16 protein-coding genes are annotated in these 16,774 nt (G+C 66.9%); 14 read left to right on the forward strand and 2 right to left on the reverse strand.

The genetic code is table 11. The features are described 5' to 3' along the window. Positions 1 to 79: 79 nt before the first annotated feature. From rfaE1 to cysM, 5 genes are all read left to right on the forward strand, one after another. Entirely contained in the window at positions 80 to 1,027 is a 948-nt protein-coding gene (rfaE1, locus tag CBM2588_RS05495; protein WP_062797352.1) for a D-glycero-beta-D-manno-heptose-7-phosphate kinase, read from the forward strand. 26 nt (positions 1,028 to 1,053) lie between these two features. Then, complete coding sequence (rfaD, locus tag CBM2588_RS05500; protein ID WP_115679707.1) at positions 1,054 to 2,049, forward strand: ADP-glyceromanno-heptose 6-epimerase; 996 nt, start codon at positions 1,054 to 1,056, stop codon at positions 2,047 to 2,049. Positions 2,050 to 2,214: 165 nt separating this feature from the next. Further along, positions 2,215 to 2,610: a ComEA family DNA-binding protein gene (locus CBM2588_RS05505; RefSeq protein WP_115679708.1), complete on the forward strand. Its 396-nt coding sequence runs from the start codon at positions 2,215 to 2,217 to the stop codon at positions 2,608 to 2,610. Between the two features lie 237 nt (positions 2,611 to 2,847). Continuing rightward, positions 2,848 to 4,149, forward strand: coding sequence for a solute carrier family 23 protein (locus tag CBM2588_RS05510; protein ID WP_115679709.1), 1,302 nt, complete (start codon positions 2,848 to 2,850; stop codon positions 4,147 to 4,149). A gap of 128 nt (positions 4,150 to 4,277) precedes the next feature. After that, a complete protein-coding gene (cysM, locus tag CBM2588_RS05515; RefSeq protein ID WP_115679710.1) occupies positions 4,278 to 5,180 on the forward strand; it encodes a cysteine synthase CysM in 903 nt (300 codons plus the stop codon). Positions 5,181 to 5,247: 67 nt separating this feature from the next. On the opposite strand, the gene mltB is transcribed toward cysM, so the two are convergent. Next, on the reverse strand, positions 5,248 to 6,354 hold the full coding sequence (gene mltB / locus CBM2588_RS05520; protein ID WP_115679711.1) for a lytic murein transglycosylase B: 1,107 nt from the start codon (positions 6,352 to 6,354) through the stop codon (positions 5,248 to 5,250). A gap of 169 nt (positions 6,355 to 6,523) precedes the next feature. Between mltB and CBM2588_RS05525 the strand changes: the two genes are divergently transcribed. The 8 genes from CBM2588_RS05525 (at position 6,524) to CBM2588_RS05560 (ending at position 14,774) form a co-directional block, all read left to right on the forward strand. Then, positions 6,524 to 7,447, forward strand: a complete 924-nt coding sequence (locus tag CBM2588_RS05525; protein ID WP_115679712.1) for a histone deacetylase family protein — start codon at positions 6,524 to 6,526, stop codon at positions 7,445 to 7,447. Between the two features lie 12 nt (positions 7,448 to 7,459). Then, positions 7,460 to 8,263 carry an enoyl-CoA hydratase gene (locus CBM2588_RS05530; protein ID WP_115679713.1) on the forward strand — a complete coding sequence of 268 codons (804 nt, stop codon included), beginning with the start codon at positions 7,460 to 7,462 and terminating at the stop codon, positions 8,261 to 8,263. Positions 8,264 to 8,428: 165 nt separating this feature from the next. Beyond that, entirely contained in the window at positions 8,429 to 9,463 is a 1,035-nt protein-coding gene (locus CBM2588_RS05535; RefSeq protein WP_115681410.1) for a methionine ABC transporter ATP-binding protein, read from the forward strand. Beyond that, the gene (locus tag CBM2588_RS05540; protein WP_115679714.1) at positions 9,453 to 10,106 is read left to right on the forward strand and encodes a methionine ABC transporter permease; all 654 of its coding nucleotides are present in this window, start codon (positions 9,453 to 9,455) and stop codon (positions 10,104 to 10,106) included. The genes CBM2588_RS05535 and CBM2588_RS05540 overlap by 11 nt, the downstream gene beginning before the upstream one ends. Before the next feature lie 32 nt (positions 10,107 to 10,138). Continuing rightward, positions 10,139 to 10,936 (forward strand): MetQ/NlpA family ABC transporter substrate-binding protein, encoded by a 798-nt coding sequence (locus tag CBM2588_RS05545; protein WP_115679715.1) that lies wholly within the window; start codon positions 10,139 to 10,141, stop codon positions 10,934 to 10,936. A gap of 231 nt (positions 10,937 to 11,167) precedes the next feature. Continuing rightward, positions 11,168 to 11,917, forward strand: coding sequence for an electron transfer flavoprotein subunit beta/FixA family protein (locus CBM2588_RS05550; RefSeq protein ID WP_115679716.1), 750 nt, complete (start codon positions 11,168 to 11,170; stop codon positions 11,915 to 11,917). 18 nt (positions 11,918 to 11,935) lie between these two features. Then, a complete protein-coding gene (locus CBM2588_RS05555) occupies positions 11,936 to 12,871 on the forward strand; it encodes an electron transfer flavoprotein subunit alpha/FixB family protein (RefSeq protein WP_018007045.1) in 936 nt (311 codons plus the stop codon). Between the two features lie 118 nt (positions 12,872 to 12,989). After that, positions 12,990 to 14,774 carry an acyl-CoA dehydrogenase gene (locus CBM2588_RS05560; RefSeq protein ID WP_115679717.1) on the forward strand — a complete coding sequence of 595 codons (1,785 nt, stop codon included), beginning with the start codon at positions 12,990 to 12,992 and terminating at the stop codon, positions 14,772 to 14,774. 77 nt (positions 14,775 to 14,851) lie between these two features. Here CBM2588_RS05560 and CBM2588_RS05565 read toward each other — a convergent pair whose 3' ends face one another. Continuing rightward, positions 14,852 to 16,156, reverse strand: a complete 1,305-nt coding sequence (locus CBM2588_RS05565) for a D-amino acid dehydrogenase (protein ID WP_115679718.1) — start codon at positions 16,154 to 16,156, stop codon at positions 14,852 to 14,854. A 107-nt stretch (positions 16,157 to 16,263) separates the two neighbouring features. Between CBM2588_RS05565 and CBM2588_RS05570 the strand changes: the two genes are divergently transcribed. Next, positions 16,264 to 16,767: an Lrp/AsnC ligand binding domain-containing protein gene (locus tag CBM2588_RS05570; RefSeq protein WP_115679719.1), complete on the forward strand. Its 504-nt coding sequence runs from the start codon at positions 16,264 to 16,266 to the stop codon at positions 16,765 to 16,767. The last annotated feature ends 7 nt before the right edge of the window (positions 16,768 to 16,774 follow it).

Below are 16,774 nucleotides of genomic sequence, written 5' to 3' on the forward strand. Positions count from 1 at the left end.
GCGTACGCGGGTCAACGGACTCATCAACCGATAAGCTAACGCGGCGGCCGCTGCCGCCGCGATATTGCCAAGGATCTTCATGAACAAGACCGTCATTCCGCAGGAGCAGATCCGGCAGTCCCATATCCTGGTGGTCGGCGACATGATGCTGGACCGGTATTGGTTCGGCGATGTCGAGCGCATTTCGCCGGAAGCGCCGGTGCCGGTGGTGCAGGTCAAGCGCAGCGACGAGCGCCTGGGCGGTGCCGCCAACGTGGCCCGCAACGCCGCGGCGCTGGGCGCGCGCGTCGGCATGCTGGGCGTGGTCGGCGACGACGAGCCGGCGCGCACGCTCGAGGCGCTGCTGGCCGAAAGCCACGTGCAGCCCTACCTGCACCGCGATGCCAAGATCAACACCACCATCAAGCTGCGTGTGGTGGCACACCAGCAGCAACTGCTGCGCGTGGATTTCGAGAACACGCCGGCGCATGAAGTGCTGCTCGCGGTACAGGACAAGTTCCAGGGCCTGGTCAACGATTACCAGGTGCTGGTGCTGTCCGACTACGGCAAGGGCGGCCTGACCCACGTCACGCGCATGATCGACGCCGGCCGCGCGGCCGGCCGCAAGGTGCTGGTCGACCCCAAGGGCGACGACTACTCGCGCTACCGCGGCGCCACGCTGATCACCCCCAACCGCGCCGAAATGCGTGCCGTGGTCGGCGCCTGGAAGACCGAGGCTGACCTGACCATCCGCGCGCAGAACCTGCGCCGCGCGCTGCAGCTCGAAGCGCTGCTGCTGACGCGCTCGGAAGAGGGCATGACGCTCTATACCGAAGCCGAAGTGCTGCACGTCTCCGCGCAGGCCCGCGAGGTCTATGATGTATCCGGTGCCGGCGACACCGTGATCGCCACGCTCGCCACCATGATGGGTGCGGGCGTGCCGCTCAAGGAAGCCGTGCAGCATGCCAATCGCGCCGGCGGCATCGTGGTCGGCAAGCTGGGCACCGCCGTCGTCACTTATCCCGAATTGTTCGGCGCCGCTGCCTGAGGCGCGCGCCCCATCCTGATCCGACCATGACCATCATCGTCACCGGCGCCGCGGGTTTTATCGGCAGCAATCTCGTCAAGGGCCTGAACGAACGCGGCGAGACCAACGTCATCGCCGTCGACAACCTGACCCGCGCCGACAAGTTCCACAACCTGGTCGACTGCGAGATCTCCGATTACCTGGACAAGCAGGACTTCCTCGCGCGCTTTGCCCGCGGCGAGTTCGGCAAGGTGCGCGCGGTGTTCCATGAAGGCGCCTGCTCCGACACCATGGAGACCGACGGCCGCTATATGATGGAGAACAACTACCGCTACACGCTGTCGCTGATGGAGAGCTGCCTGGAGCAGGGCACGCAGTTCCTCTACGCATCGTCGGCGGCGACCTACGGCGCCTCGCAGGTGTTCCGCGAAGACCGCGAGTTCGAGCGTCCGCTCAACGTGTACGGCTACTCCAAGTTCCTGTTCGACCAGATCGTGCGGCGCCGGCTGCCGTCGGCGCTGTCGCAGATCGTCGGCTTCCGTTACTTCAACGTGTACGGGCCGCGCGAAACGCACAAGGGCCGCATGGCCTCGGTGGCATTCCATAACTTCAACCAGTTCCGTGCCGACGGCACGGTGAAGCTGTTCGGCGACTACGGCGGCTATGGTCCCGGCATGCAGAGCCGCGATTTCATCTCGGTCGAGGACGTGGTCAAGGTCAACCTGTTCTTCTTCGACCATCCGGAGAAGTCCGGCATCTTCAACCTGGGCACCGGCCGTGCCCAGCCGTTCAACGACATCGCCGCGACCGTGGTCAACACGCTGCGCGAGGCCGAAGGCAAGCCGCCGCTGTCGCTGGACGACCTGGTGCAGGAAGGGCTGGTCGAGTACGTCAAGTTTCCCGACGCGCTGCGCGGCAAGTACCAGTGCTTCACGCAGTCGGATGTGTCCAAGCTGCGCGGCGCCGGCTACGGCGAGCGCTTCCTGACCGTCGAGGAAGGCGTGGCGCGCTACTGCCGCTGGCTGCTCGAGCGCAACGGCTGAACCCCGCATCGTCTCTGCCTCGCGCCGGCTGACACGCTTCCGTGCGGCCGGTGTCAACTTTTGTTGCCGCATGCGCCGCCATCATGGCGCGCCCCTATCCTGACCTGACCTCGCCGCCCTGGCGGGGGTGGTACCTCAGACCATCCACAGGAAAGGAGAGCCTTCATGGCCATGCACTGGATCCGGCAGCTTGCCCGGCGTTTTTCCCTGATCTCCCTCGCGGCAGCCTTGTGCCTGCTTGCCGGCGGCACCGCGCGTGCCGCGGTCGACGTCAACACCGCCGACGAGGCGGCGCTGACCTCGGTCAAGGGCGTGGGCCCGGCCACGGCCCGCCACATCGTCGAAGAGCGCAACAAGCGCGGGCCGTACAAGGACGCCGCCGACCTGGCCGAGCGCGTCAGCGGCATCGGGCCCAAGTCCGTGGCCAAGCTGCAGGACGCCGGCCTAACCATTGCTGGCAAGGGGTCGTCCCCCGCCACGCCATCTGCTGCACCGGCGGCCACGCCGGCGCCTGCCAAGGGGGCAAAGGCAACGCCTGCACCGGCAAAGCCGGCCCGCTAGCACCGCCACTGCTGCCCTGTGCCCGGTCGTGCTGCGGCCGGGCGCGTTGTGGCTGGTATGCGTTGTGCTAAAGCCTGTCGGCTTCGCAGCCCCCGTGGCGGCGGAGTATCATGCGGACGCCGCGCAGGCAGGACCTGCCGCGCGGCTGCCGACCGGCATTCCACAACCTAACAAGCAGGCACAAGCGCGGCGGCCGCCGATCTGGTGGCCAGCCCGGACCACAGGGAGCAAGACAATATGGCGAATGGCGAGGACGCGGGATTCCTGCCGCAATGGCGGCTCAAGACCGAGGGCGTGATCGGCCCCGATGAGCGGCTGCCCGCGGGGCAGACACTGCTGGCCGGGATCCAGCACGTGGTGGCGATGTTCGGCTCGACCGCCATCGCGCCGATCCTGATGGGCTTCAACCCGAATATCGCCATCCTGTTTTCCGGCATCGGCACGCTGATCTTCTTCCTGTGCGTGCGCGGCCGGGTCCCCAGTTACCTGGGCTCCAGCTTTGCCTTCATTGCGGTGGTGATCGCCGCCACCGGCTATGCCGGCAGCGGCCCCAACCTCAATATCCCGGTGGCGCTGGGCGGCATCATTGCCGCCGGTGCGCTGTACACCGTGATCGGCCTGGTGGTGCAGGCGGCGGGCTACGCCTGGGTGGAAAAGCTGATGCCGCCGGTGGTGACCGGCGCCATCGTCGCGGCGATCGGGCTGAACCTGGCCCCGGTGGCGGTGAAGGCGGTCAGCGGCGCGGCGCTCGATACCTGGGTGGGGTTGCTGACGGTGGTCGCGGTGGGACTGGTCGCGGTGCGCGCGCCCGGCATGATCGGGCGCCTGCCGGTGCTGATCGGCGGCCTGGCCGGCTACGTTGCCTACTACCTGGGCACCAACGTGATGGGGCTGGGCAAGCCGATCGATTTCTCCGGCGTGGCCGCCGCCAGCTGGTTCGGCCTGCCGGCGTTCACCGCGCCGACGTTCGAGCTGGGCGCGATGCTGCTGATCGCGCCGGTGGCGATCGTGCTGGTGGCCGAGAACCTCGGCCATATCAAGGCCATCGGCGTGATGACCGGCCGCAACCTGGATCCGTACATCGGCCGCGCCTTTATCGGCGATGGCATTGCCACCATGCTGTCGGCCAGCGGCGGCGGCACCGGCGTGACCACCTATGCCGAGAACATGGGGGTGATGGCGGTCACCAAGATCTATTCGACGCTGATCTTCGTGGTGGCGGCCGCGGTGGCCATCCTGCTGGGCTTTTCGCCCAAGTTCGGCGCCCTGATCCTGACCATCCCGGGGCCGGTGATCGGCGGCCTGACCATCGTCGTGTTCGGACTGATCGCCGCTACCGCGGGCCGGATCTGGGTGCAGAACCATGTGGATTTCTCCAGCTCGCGCAACCTGATCACGGTGGGCGCGACGCTGACGGTGGCGGCCGGCGACCTGACGCTGAAGCTGGGCGGCATGACGCTGGGCGGCATCGGCACCGCCACCTTCGGCTGCATCCTGCTGTACCACCTGCTGGGCGAAGGCAACCGCGAAGAAGACTGAGGCACGGCGGGCGCAGGCAGGCGATTGCGGCCGGTGCGGCGCAATTCCCGCCTGCCGGCGGGGGATAGGGGTCTGGATTACAATGGCCGGCGAATTGGATTCCCCCGTTTGCGACCTTCCTTCGCCCCATGGCCTACAAGACAATTGAAGACACCATCGGCAACACGCCGCTGGTCAGACTGCAGCGCATCCCCGGCGCCGCCAACGACGCGCGCGGCAATGTGATCCTCGGCAAGCTCGAAGGCAACAATCCGGCCGGTTCGGTCAAGGACCGCCCGGCGGTGTCGATGATCGCGCGGGCCGAAGCGCGCGGGCGCATCAAGCCGGGCGATACGCTGATCGAAGCGACCTCGGGCAATACCGGCATCGCGCTGGCGATGGCAGCCGCCATCCGCGGCTACAAGATGGTGCTGATCATGCCCGAGGACCTCAGCCTCGAGCGCCGCCAGAGCATGGCGGCCTACGGCGCCGAGATCATCCTGACGCCGGTCAAGGGCGGCATGGAATATGCGCGCGACCTGGCCGATTCAATGGAGCGCGACGGAAAGGGCGTGATCCTCGACCAGTTTGCCAACCCGGACAACCCGCAGGCGCACTACGAGGGCACCGGCCCCGAAATCTGGCGCGATACCGACGGCCGCATCACCCATTTCGTTTCGGCGATGGGCACCACCGGCACCATCACCGGCGTGTCGCGCTACCTCAAGGAGCAGAATCCCGCGATCCAGATCGTCGGTGCGCAGCCGGCCGAAGGCTCGCGCATTCCGGGCATCCGCAAGTGGCCGGAAGCGTATCTGCCGAAGATCTACGATCCCAAGTTCATCGACCGCACCGAGCCAGTGAGCCAGGGCGATGCCGAGCACATGGCGCGCCGCATGGCATCGGAAGAGGGCATTTTCTGCGGCATTTCCGCCGCCGGTGCGCTGTGCGTGGCCTTGCGCGTCGCCGAGGAAGTCGAGAACGCCACCATCGTCTTCGTGGTGTGCGACCGCGGCGACCGCTATCTGTCGACCGGCGTGTTCCCGGCCTGATCCGCAGCGCCGCAAACAAAAAAGGCCTCGCTGGTGCGAGGCCTTTTTTTGCTTTGGCCGTGCCGGCTCAGCCCATTGCCGCCTTGACCGCCTCGCCCAGCTGGTACACCGCCAGCGCATAGAAGAAGCTGCGGTTGTACCGCGTCAGCACATAGAAGTTGCGCAGGCCCAGCAGGTACTCGGTAGGCTGGTCGGGCGTGGGCAGGTCCACCACCAGCACCCCGGTTTCGCCTTCGCGCGCCAGGTTGATGGGTTCGTCCACGCGCAGCCCGGCGCAGGTCAGCTGGTTGAGGGTGCGGGTCGGCCACGGCTCGCCATCGGCAGCCGCGGTGGCGATGCCCAGGCTGCCGGTGTCGGGGGCGATGCGCCACACCACCGGACGGCCCGGCTCCCAGCCGTGCAGCTGCAGGAAGCGCGCCACGCTGCCGATGGCATCGGTGGGGCTGTTGCGCAAGTCGATGTGGCCGTTGTTGTCGTAGTCGAGGGCGTATTCGCGCAGGCTGGTCGGCATGAACTGCGGAATGCCGATGGCGCCGGCATACGAGCCCAGCACCGAGTAGACGTCGGTGCGGGTGTCGCGGCACCACAGCAGGTAGTCGGCCAGCTGGTTGCGGAACAGCGTGCTGCGGGCTTCGCGGTTGGGCGTGGCCGGGTAGTCGAACGCCAGCGTCGACAGCGAGTCGAGCACGCGAAACGAGCCCATGTCGCGCCCATAGATGGTTTCGACGCCGATGATGCCGACGATGACCGAGGCCGGCACGCCGAATTCGGCCTCGGCGCGGCGCAGCGTGTCGCGGTTGTCCTGCCAGAAGCGCACGCCGGCATTGATGCGGATCGGCTCGATAAAGCGCGAGCGGTAGGTGCGCCAGCTTTTGCGCCCGGTGGTGGCGGGCGGCATGATCAGCCGTACCACGGTGGCCGAGTAGACCGCCTGCCCGAACCATTCCTGCAGCATGCCGCGGTCAAAGCCGTGGCGCGCCACCATCTCGTCGATAAAGGCACGTGCTTGCGGGTTGTCGCGGTAGCGGCCGGGCTCGATTTCCTCCTCGCGCACGCTGACGCGGCGTTTGCCGGCGGCGAGCAGGCTGGGAGAGAGGCCGCAGAGTCCGAGTGCGGCAGCGGAAAGCGCGGCGCCCAGCAGGGGGCGTCGCAGTGAGCGCTGGGTGTCGGTCATGGTGTCCTTTGCAAGTCGCACCGAGTATAGCGGATGCCACCGCGGCATCCGTGGCGCGGCGGGTGCGGCATGGAGCGCCGGCGCTGCTGGGTACCCTGGCGTGGCCTGTGCTAACGTAACGTTTGGAGACAACATGGCGACGCACTGCAACCCATTGCGACGATAAGAGATGCCGACCGGCTATTACACGCACCCCGAGTTCCAGCGGCACGAGATGGGGCACTTCCACCCCGAGTGTCCGGAGCGCCTGCAGGCGATCGAGGATCACCTGATTTCGCATGGCCTGGACGGGCTGCTGGAGCGCCGCGAGGCGCCGCCCGCCACGCGCGAGCAGCTCGAGCGCGTGCACCGGCCCGAGCACGTCGACGCGCTCGCAAGCGCCAGCCCGTCGAGCGGCTACCACGCGATCGACCCGGACACCTCGATGAACGCTCACACGCTCGCCGCCGCGACGCTGGCCGCGGGCGCGGCGGTGGCGGCCACCGATGCGGTGATCGCCGGCGAGTTCGAGAACGCGTTCTGCTGCGTGCGCCCGCCCGGCCACCACGCCGAGCCCGGCCGCGCCATGGGCTTCTGCTTCTACAACAACGTGGCCATCGCCGCGCGCCATGCGCTGCAGGCGCACGGGCTGGAGCGCGTGGCGATCATCGACTTCGACGTCCATCACGGCAACGGCACCGAGGCGGCGTTCCGCGGCGACGAGCGCGTGATGATGTGCAGCATCTTCCAGCACCCGTTCTACCCCTACAGCGGCACCGAGCACCTGGCGCCGAACATGGTCAACATCCCGCTGCCGGCCTACAGCAACGGCATGGCGGTGCGCGAGGTGGTCGAGACCATCTGGCTGCCGCGCCTCAATGAATTCCGTCCGCAGATGCTGTTCATTTCGGCCGGCTTCGACGCGCACCGCGAGGACGACCTGGGCCAGATGGGCCTGGTGGAGCAGGACTACGCCTGGATCACCGGCCAGCTGGTCGACGTCGCGCGCACCCATGCGCAGGGCCGCATCGTCAGCTGCCTGGAGGGGGGCTACAACCTCAGCGCGCTGGGCCGCAGCGTGCTGGCCCACCTGAAGGTGCTGCTGGAGCACTAGGAGACCGCCACCATGGCCGAGAACGATGCGCGCGTCGACGCGCCGCTGCTGACCGAATCGCGCGATGCCCCGGGCGTGGCGCGCCTGACCATGAACCGGCCGCAGGCGTTCAACGCCTTGTCCGAAGGGCTGCTCGATGCGCTCACCGAAGCGCTGCGCCGGCTCGCCGCCGACCCCAGCGTGCGCGTGGTGGTGCTGGCGGGCGCCGGCAAGGCCTTTTGCGCCGGCCACGACCTGCGCGAGATGCGCGCGGCGCCGTCGCACGATTACTACCGGCGCCTGTTCGACCGTTGCACGCGCATGATGATGGCGATCCAGCAGATGCCGCAGCCGGTGATCGCGCGGGTCCACGGCATTGCCACCGCGGCCGGCTGCCAGCTGGTGGCGATGTGCGACCTGGCGGTGGCCGCGGACGATGCGCGCTTTGCCGTGTCGGGCGTCAACCTGGGCCTGTTCTGCTCGACCCCGGGCGTGGCGCTGTCACGCAACCTGCACCGCAAGCAGGCCATGGAGATGCTGCTGACCGGCGACATGATCGACGCCGCCGGTGCGCGCGAACGCGGACTGGTCAACCGGGTGGTGCCGGCCGGCGAACTGGACGCCGAGGTGGCGCGGCTGGCCGCCAGCATCTGCGCCAAGCCGGCCGCCGCCGTCGCCGCCGGCAAGGGGCTGTTCTACCGCCAGCTCGAGATGGGCATCGAGGCGGCCTACCAGCTTGCCGGCCAGACCATGGCGTGCAACATGATGGACGAGTCGGCGCTGGAAGGGGTACAAGCCTTCATCGACAAGCGGCCGCCGTCGTGGCGTGCCTCCTGATCGACTTTGTGGGTCTTTATATGCCGGGAACGTATAAAGACATCGGCAAAAAGTCGTTTAAGGTATGAAGCGAATCGCATAAAATACGCGCTTCAGAAAAATAACGAGCGGCAACAGCGCTGGAGATCCCTCGCCTGTTGCCGTTTTCTTTTGGTCACCTTTTCCATGATCGAACTGCAAGGACTGTCGCAGCGCTTCCCGGGCGCGTCTGGCGACGTGCATGCATTGCGGGACGTCAGCCTGTCGATTGCGGCGGGCGAAGTCTTCGGCATCATCGGGCGCAGCGGCGCTGGCAAGAGCACGCTGGTCCGCGCCATTAACCTGCTGAACCGGCCTACCAGCGGCCGCGTCGTCGTCGCCGGCCAGGACCTGACCGCGCTGGACAACGGCGCGCTGCGCCTGGCGCGGCGCGAGATCGGCATGATCTTCCAGCACTTCAACCTGCTGTCGTCGCGCACCGTTTATGACAACGTGGCGCTGCCACTGGAACTGGCCGGCAAGCCCAGGGCTGAAATTGCCGCCACCGTGCTGCCGCTGCTGGAGCTGGTCGGGCTGTCGGCGCTGAAGGACCGCTACCCGGCGCAGATCAGCGGCGGGCAGAAGCAGCGCGTGGGCATTGCGCGCGCGCTGGCAAGCAAGCCCAAGGTGCTGCTGTCGGACGAAGCCACTTCCGCGCTGGACCCGGAAACCACGCGTTCCATCCTGGACCTGCTCAAGCAGATCAACCGCGAGCTGGGCCTGACCATCGTGATGATCACGCACCAGATGGAAGTCATCAAGCAGGTCTGCGACCGCGTCGCCGTGCTCGAGGCCGGCCAGGTGGTGGAGAGCGGCCGCGTGATCGACGTCTTCCTGCGGCCGCAGCACGAGGTCACGCGCGCCATGATCGGCGACGTCATCTCGCAGGAGTTGCCGGCGAGCGTGCTCAAGCGTGTCGAAAGCCGGCTCGGCAACGGGCGCGACCACGTCTATCGCCTCGCCTTCACCGGCGAGGGTGTCGACCAGCCGGTGCTGGCGCAGGCGATCCGCCGCTACGGGCTGGATTTCAACATCCTGCACGGCCATATCGACGAGATCCAGGGCCAGGCCTTCGGCTCGCTGGCGATCATGGCCACCGGCGAACTGGCCGATGTGAAGGCGGCAATGGAATACCTGCAGGCGCAAGGCGTCGTGGTGGAGGAGTTCGAGCATGTGGTCTGAAATGTTTGACCTGTTCCTGACGTCGTTCAACGAGACCCTGCTGATGGTGGTGATCTCGGGCGTGGTCGGCGCGCTGCTGGGCGTGCCGCTGGGCGTGCTGCTGCACCTGACCAACCGCGGCGGCGTGCTGTCGCACCCGCTGTTCAACCGCACCATCGGCGTGGTGGTCAACGCGGTGCGCTCGATCCCGTTCATCATCCTGCTGGTGGTGGTGATCCCGTTCACGCGCTTTATCGTCGGCTCGTCGATCGGCACCACCGCGGCGATCGTGCCGCTGACCATCGCGGCGATCCCGTTTATCGCGCGCCTGGTCGAAAGCGCGCTGCGCGAGGTCGACAAGGGCCTGGTCGAGGCGGCGCAGTCGATGGGCGCCACCACGCGCCAGATCGTATGGAAGGTGCTGCTGCCCGAGGCCATGCCCGGCATCGTCGCCGGCCTGACCATCACCTTTGTCAGCCTGGTCGGCTATTCGGCCATGGCCGGCGCGATCGGCGGCGGCGGCCTGGGCGACCTGGGCATCCGCTATGGCTACCAGCGCTACATCACCGAGGTGATGGTGGCGGTGGTGGTGATCCTGATCGTGTTCGTGCAGGCGGTGCAGAGCTTTGGCGACTGGCTGGTCCGCCGCATCAGCCACCGTTGAACCCAGACTTTTTCGAGATAGGAACGTACATCATGCAACGTCGCAACCTGCTGCAATGGATGCTCGGCGCCGCCCTCGGCGCCTCGCTGGCCACCGGCGCGATCGCCCAGGACAAGCCGATCAAGATCGGCGTCACCGGCGGCCCGCACGCCCAGATCATGGAACAGGTGAAAAAGGTCGCCGCCAAGGACGGCCTCAATATCCAGGTGGTCGAGTTCAGCGACTACATCCAGCCCAACGCCGCGCTCGCCGCCGGCGACCTGGATGCCAACAGCTACCAGCACCTGCCTTACCTGGAAGCCCAGATCAAGGACCGCGGCTACAAGTTCACGCATATCGCGTACACGGTGACCTTCCCGATGGGCGTGTACTCGAAAAAGATCAAGTCGCTCGACCAGCTCAAGCAGGGCGCGCGCGTGGGCGTGCCCAACGACCCCACCAATGGTGGCCGCGGGCTGTTGCTGCTGCAGAGCAAGGGCGTGATCAAGCTCAAGCCCAACGCGGGCCTGAAGGCGACGCCGCTGGACATCGTCGAGAACCCGAAGAAGATCCGCATCGTCGAACTGGACGCCGCGCAGCTGCCGCGCTCGCTGGATGATCTGGATGCCGCCGCGATCAACGGCAACTACGCGGAATCGGCGGGCCTCTCGCCGACCAAGGATGCGATTGCCATCGAGGGTCCGAAGGGTCCGTATGCCAACCTGATCGCGATCCGCGAGGCCGACAAGGGCAAGCCCTGGGTGGCCAAGCTGGTGAAGGCCTACCATTCGCCGGAAATCAAGCAATACGTCACATCGACCTTCAAGGAATCGGTCATCACCGCCTGGTAATTTCCTGGTAAGCCTGCGTCACTCGAGGGTTTCATCCAATCGGACGAGGCCTGCCGGCGTGGCTTTGCGGCACAATCGCCTGACCGGTAAAAAAGGTGCCGGGCCTATGCCCGGCATCATTTTGCCGATAAAATAGTACGATCGTTCGAAAAATAGGAGAGCCGCCAACCCGGTGGTTATAATGACGAGCGAACAAAATTTCTGACTATCAGCTATCAGTGGAGTGAGCGCATGAAAGTACTCGTCGCAGTCAAGCGGGTGGTGGATTACAACGTCAAGGTCCGCGTCAAGGCGGACGGTTCGGGCGTCGATCTGGCCAACGTCAAGATGAGCATGAACCCCTTCGACGAAATCGCCGTGGAAGAGGCCGTGCGCCTGAAGGAAGCCGGCGTTGCCACCGAAGTGGTCGCCGTGTCGTGCGGTGTCACGCAGTGCCAGGAAACCCTGCGCACCGCGATGGCCATCGGTGCCGACCGCGGCATCCTGGTGGAATCGAACGAAGACCTGCAACCGCTGGCCGTGGCCAAGCTGCTGAAGGCGCTGATCGACAAGGAACAGCCGCAACTGGTGATCCTGGGCAAGCAGGCCATCGACGACGACTCCAACCAGACCGGCCAGATGGTCGCCGCGCTGGCCAACCTGCCGCAAGCCACGTTCGCCTCGAAGGTGGTGGTGGCCGACGGCAAGGCCTCGGTCACGCGTGAAGTCGACGGCGGCCTGGAAACGCTGTCGCTGACCCTGCCGGCGGTGGTGACCACCGACCTGCGCCTGAACGAGCCGCGCTACGTCACGCTGCCGAATATCATGAAGGCGAAGAAGAAGCCGCTCGACACCGTCAAGCCGGAAGACCTCGGCGTCGACGTCAAGCCGCGCCTGTCGACCCTGAAAGTGGTCGAGCCGCCCAAGCGCAGCGCGGGTGTGATGGTGCCGGACGTCGCGACGCTGGTGCAGAAGCTGAAGAACGAAGCCAAGGTTATCTGAGCGCGGGGGAGAGAGAACATGACTGCACTCGTCATTGCTGAACACGACAATCAATCGATCAAGGGCGCCACGCTCAACACCGTAACCGCCGCAGCCCAGTGCGGCGGCGACGTGCACGTGCTGGTGGCCGGTTCCAACGCCAAGGCCGCGGCCGATGCCGCCGCCAAGATCGCGGGCGTGACCAAGGTCCTGCTGGCCGATGCCGCCTACTTCGGCGACGGCCTGGCCGAGAACGTCGCCGAGCAGGCGCTGGCCATCGCCAACGACTACTCGCACATCCTGGCCCCGGCCACCCCGTACGGCAAGAACATCCTGCCGCGCGTGGCCGCCAAGCTGGACGTGGCCCAGATCTCGGAAATCTCCAAGGTCGACGCCCCGGACACCTTCGAGCGTCCGATCTACGCCGGCAATGCCATCGCCACGGTCAAGTCGGAAGACAAGATCAAGGTCATCACCGTGCGCGGCACCGCCTTCGACGCCGCCGCTGCCGAAGGTGGCTCGGCCGCCGTCGAGACCCTGCCGGCCGTGGCCGACGCGGGCGTTTCGCAATTCGTTTCGCGCGAAGTGGCCAAGAGCGACCGTCCGGAACTGACCGCCGCCAAGATCATCGTCTCGGGTGGCCGTGGCGTGGGTTCGGGCGAGAACTACACCAAGGTGCTGACGCCGCTGGCCGACAAGCTGAACGCCGCGCTGGGCGCCTCGCGCGCCGCGGTGGACGCCGGCTTCGTGCCGAACGACTACCAGGTCGGCCAGACCGGCAAGATCGTCGCGCCGCAGCTGTATATCGCCGTCGGCATCTCGGGCGCGATCCAGCACCTGGCCGGCATGAAGGACTCCAAGGTGATCGTCGCGATCAACAAGGATGCCGAGGCCCCGATCTTCTCCGTGGCCGACTACGGCCTGGTGGGCGACCTGAACACCGTGGTGCCGGAGCTGGTGGCGGCACTGGGCTGATGCCGCGCCGGCCGTGCCGACCGCCGTGCGGCCGGCACGGATAGCAGCAGGCAGCAAGTATCGAGCCGTTCCGGGGGCGACCCGCGAACGGCTTTTTCATACATGTTGGGAGACATCGATGACCTACCGTGCGCCGATCAAGGACATGCTGTTCGTCATGAACGAGCTGGCCGGACTTGAAGCCGTCAGCCAGCTGCCCGGCTTCGAGGAAGCCACCCCCGAGACGGCCGAGGCCGTGCTCGACGAGGCCGCCAAGTTCAACGAGCAGGTGGTGGCGCCGCTGAACCGCGCCGGCGACCTCGAGCCGAGCAGCTGGAAGGACGGCGTGGTTACCACCACGCCCGGCTTCAGGGAAGCCTTCCGCCAGTTCGGCGAGGGTGGCTGGCAGGGCGTGCTGCATCCGCAGAAATTCGGCGGCCAGGGCCTGCCCAAGCTGATCGCCACGGCGTGCAACGAGATGCTGAACAGCGCGAACCTGTCGTTCGCGCTGTGCCCGCTGCTGACCGACGGCGCCATCGAAGCGCTGCTGACGGCAGGTTCCGACGCGCAGAAGGCTACCTTCCTGCCCAAGCTGATCTCGGGCGAGTGGACCGGCACCATGAACCTGACCGAGCCGCAGGCGGGCTCGGACCTGGCCGCGGTGCGCACCCGCGCCGAGCCGCAGGGCGACGGCACCTACAAGGTGTTCGGCACCAAGATCTTCATCACCTACGGCGAGCACGACATGGCGCAGAACATCGTCCATCTCGTGCTGGCCCGCACCCCTGACGCCCCCGAGGGCGTGAAGGGCATCTCGCTGTTCATCGTGCCCAAGTTCCTGGTCAATGACGATGGCAGCACCGGGGCGCGCAACGACGTGCATTGCGTCTCGATCGAACACAAGCTGGGCATCAAGGCCAGCCCCACGGCGGTGCTGCAGTTCGGCGACCATGGCGGCGCGATCGGCACGCTGGTGGGCGAAGAAAACCGCGGCCTCGAGTACATGTTCATCATGATGAACTCGGCGCGTTTCTCGGTCGGCATGCAGGGCATCGCGGTGTCCGAGCGCGCCTACCAGCAGGCGGTGGCGTATGCGCGCGAGCGCGTGCAGAGCCGCCCCGTGGATGGCTCGGCGCGCGAGGCGGTGACCATCATCCACCATCCGGACGTCAAGCGCATGCTGATGACCATGCGCGCGCTGACCGAAGGCGCGCGCGCGGTGGCGTACGTGGCCGCGGCCGCCAGCGATGCGGCGCACCAGCATCCCGACGAAGCCGTGCGCCGGCAGAACCAGGCGTTCTACGAGTTCATGGTGCCGGTGGTGAAGGGCTGGAGCACCGAGCTGTCGATCGATGTCACCAGCCTCGGCGTGCAGGTGCACGGCGGCATGGGCTTTATCGAGGAAACCGGCGCGGCGCAGCACTACCGCGACGCACGCATCCTGCCGATCTACGAGGGCACCACGGCAATCCAGGCCAACGACCTGGTTGGGCGCAAGACCGTGCGCGACGGCGGCGCCGTGGCACGCGAGATCTGCGCGCAGATTGCCGAGACCGAGGCCGCGCTCGGCCGGCACGGCGGCGCGGCCTTCACCGCGGTGCAGGCGCAGCTGGCCAGGGGCCGCGCCGCGCTGGAGGCCGTGGTCGAGTTCGTCGTCTCCAACGCCAAGTCGGACCCGAACGCGGTCTTCGCCGGCAGCGTGCCTTACCTGAAGCTGTGCGGCATCGTGTTCTCCGGCTGGCAGTTCGGCCGCGCCATGCTGGCCGCCGATGCAAAACGGGCCGACAATCCTGCCTTCCACGAGGCCAAGATCGCCACCGCGCATTTCTTTGCCGAGCACATCCTGTCGCAGGCACCGGCGCTGCGCGATGCCGTGGTCGGCGGCGGGGCGCCGGCCAATGCCTTGAGCGCCGAGCAGTTCTGAGCGTTGCGCGCGGCGCGCGGATAAAAAAGGGCGACCTGCAAGGTCGCCCTTTTTTGCTTGGGAAAACCGGCCTTGTATCAGGCGGCTGCCGGACGCGGCGCCAGGTGATGGCGCGCCGGCTTCAGGTAACGGCTGACCGACAGGTCGTCGGCACGGATCGCCGGCGACTTGCCCGAGACCAGGTCCGACAGCAGCTTGCCGGAGCCGCAGGCCATGGTCCAGCCGAGCGTGCCGTGGCCGGTGTTCAGCCACAGGCCGCGCACCTGGGTCGGGCCGACGATGGGCGTGCCGTCCGGCGTCATCGGGCGCAGGCCGGTCCAGAAGGTGGCCTGGCTGACATCGCCGGCGCCCGGGAACAGGTCGGTCACCACATGCTCGAGCGTGCGGCGCTTGGCCGGGTCGAGGCTGCGGTCATAGCCGACGATCTGCGCCATGCCGCCGACACGGATGCGGTCGTCGAAACGGGTCAGCGCCACCTTGTAGGTCTCGTCGAGCACCGTCGAGACCGGCGCGCGCGAGGCATCGCTGAGCGGCACGGTGATCGAGAAGCCCTTGAGCGGATACACCGGCAGGTTGGACATGCCGCGCAGGAAGGGCTTGACCAGCTGCGTCGACCAGCTGCCCAGCGCCACCACCACCAGGTCGGCCGCCATCGGCTCGCCATCGACCACGGCGCCGGTGACGGCGTCGCCGTGGCTCATCAGGCCGTCGATCGAGCGGTTGTACAGGAAGCGGACGCCCAGCGTGCCGGCCATGCCGGCCAGGCGTTGCGTGAACAGCGCGCAGTCGCCGGTTTCGTCATTGGGAAGGCGCAGGCCGCCGGCCAGCTTGTGGCGGACGGCGGCCAGCGCCGGTTCGCTCGCGGCGAGTTCTTCGCGCGAAAGCAACTGGTAGGGAACCCCGGCCTGTTCCAGCACCGCGATATCCTTGGCCGCGCCCTGCAGCTGTTCGTCGGTGCGGAACACCTGCAGCGTGCCTTGCTGGCGGCCTTCGTAGGCAATGCCGGTTTCCGCGCGCAGCGCGCGGATGCAGTCGCGGCTGTATTCGGCCAGCCGCACCATGCGCTCCTTGTTGACGGCATAGCGCCCGGCGCTGCAGTTCAGCAGCATCTGCCACATCCATTGCAGCTGGAACAGCGTGCCGTCCGGGCGGATGCTGAGCGGCGCGTGTTCCTGGAACATCCACTTGATCGCCTTCAGCGGCACGCCGGGCGCGGCCCACGGCGACGCATAGCCGGGCGAGATCTGGCCCGCATTGGCAAAGCTGGTGCCGAGCGCGGGGCCGGCCTCGCGGTCGACCACGGTCACTTCATGGCCGGCCTTGGCCAGGTACCACGCACTGGTGACGCCAATCACGCCACTGCCAAGTACGAGAACGCGCATTTCGGGGGCTCCAACTGCGATGACTACGGTATAGAGGATTTGTCTCTATACTATTGAATGCATTCCAGTCATAGTTACCGAATTTCTCAGGAAAACAGGAAAAACTCATGAGAACGAGTCGCCAGCCCCAGCGCACGCTCGACCGGCTCGACCGCAGGATCCTGAGCGCGCTGCAGAGCGACGGCAGGATGTCGATGAAAGACCTGGCCGAGGCGGTCGGGCTGACCATCACGCCGTGCATCGAGCGCGTCAAGCGCCTGGAGCGCGATGGTGTCATCATGGGCTACTACGCACGGCTCAACCCGGCGCTGCTGGGCAGCGCGCTGCTGGTGTTCGTCGAGATCTCGCTGGGCAACAAATCGGGCAATATGTTCGAGCAGTTCCGCCGCGAGGTGCTGCGGATTCCGGAAGTGCTGGAATGCCACCTGGTGTCGGGCGATTTCGACTACCTGATCAAGGCGCGCATCCGTGAGATCGGCGAATACCGCCGGCTGCTGGGCGACATCCTGCTGCAGCTGCCGGGCGCGGCACAGTCGAAGAGCTATGTGGTGATGGAAGAGATCAAGGAGACACTGGCCATCTCGGTAGAGGAGAAGAGCCAGGCCGCGTAACGAAGGC

This window comes from Cupriavidus taiwanensis (assembly GCF_900250075.1).
In the GTDB taxonomy this organism is placed as follows: Bacteria; Pseudomonadota; Gammaproteobacteria; order Burkholderiales; family Burkholderiaceae; genus Cupriavidus; species Cupriavidus taiwanensis_C.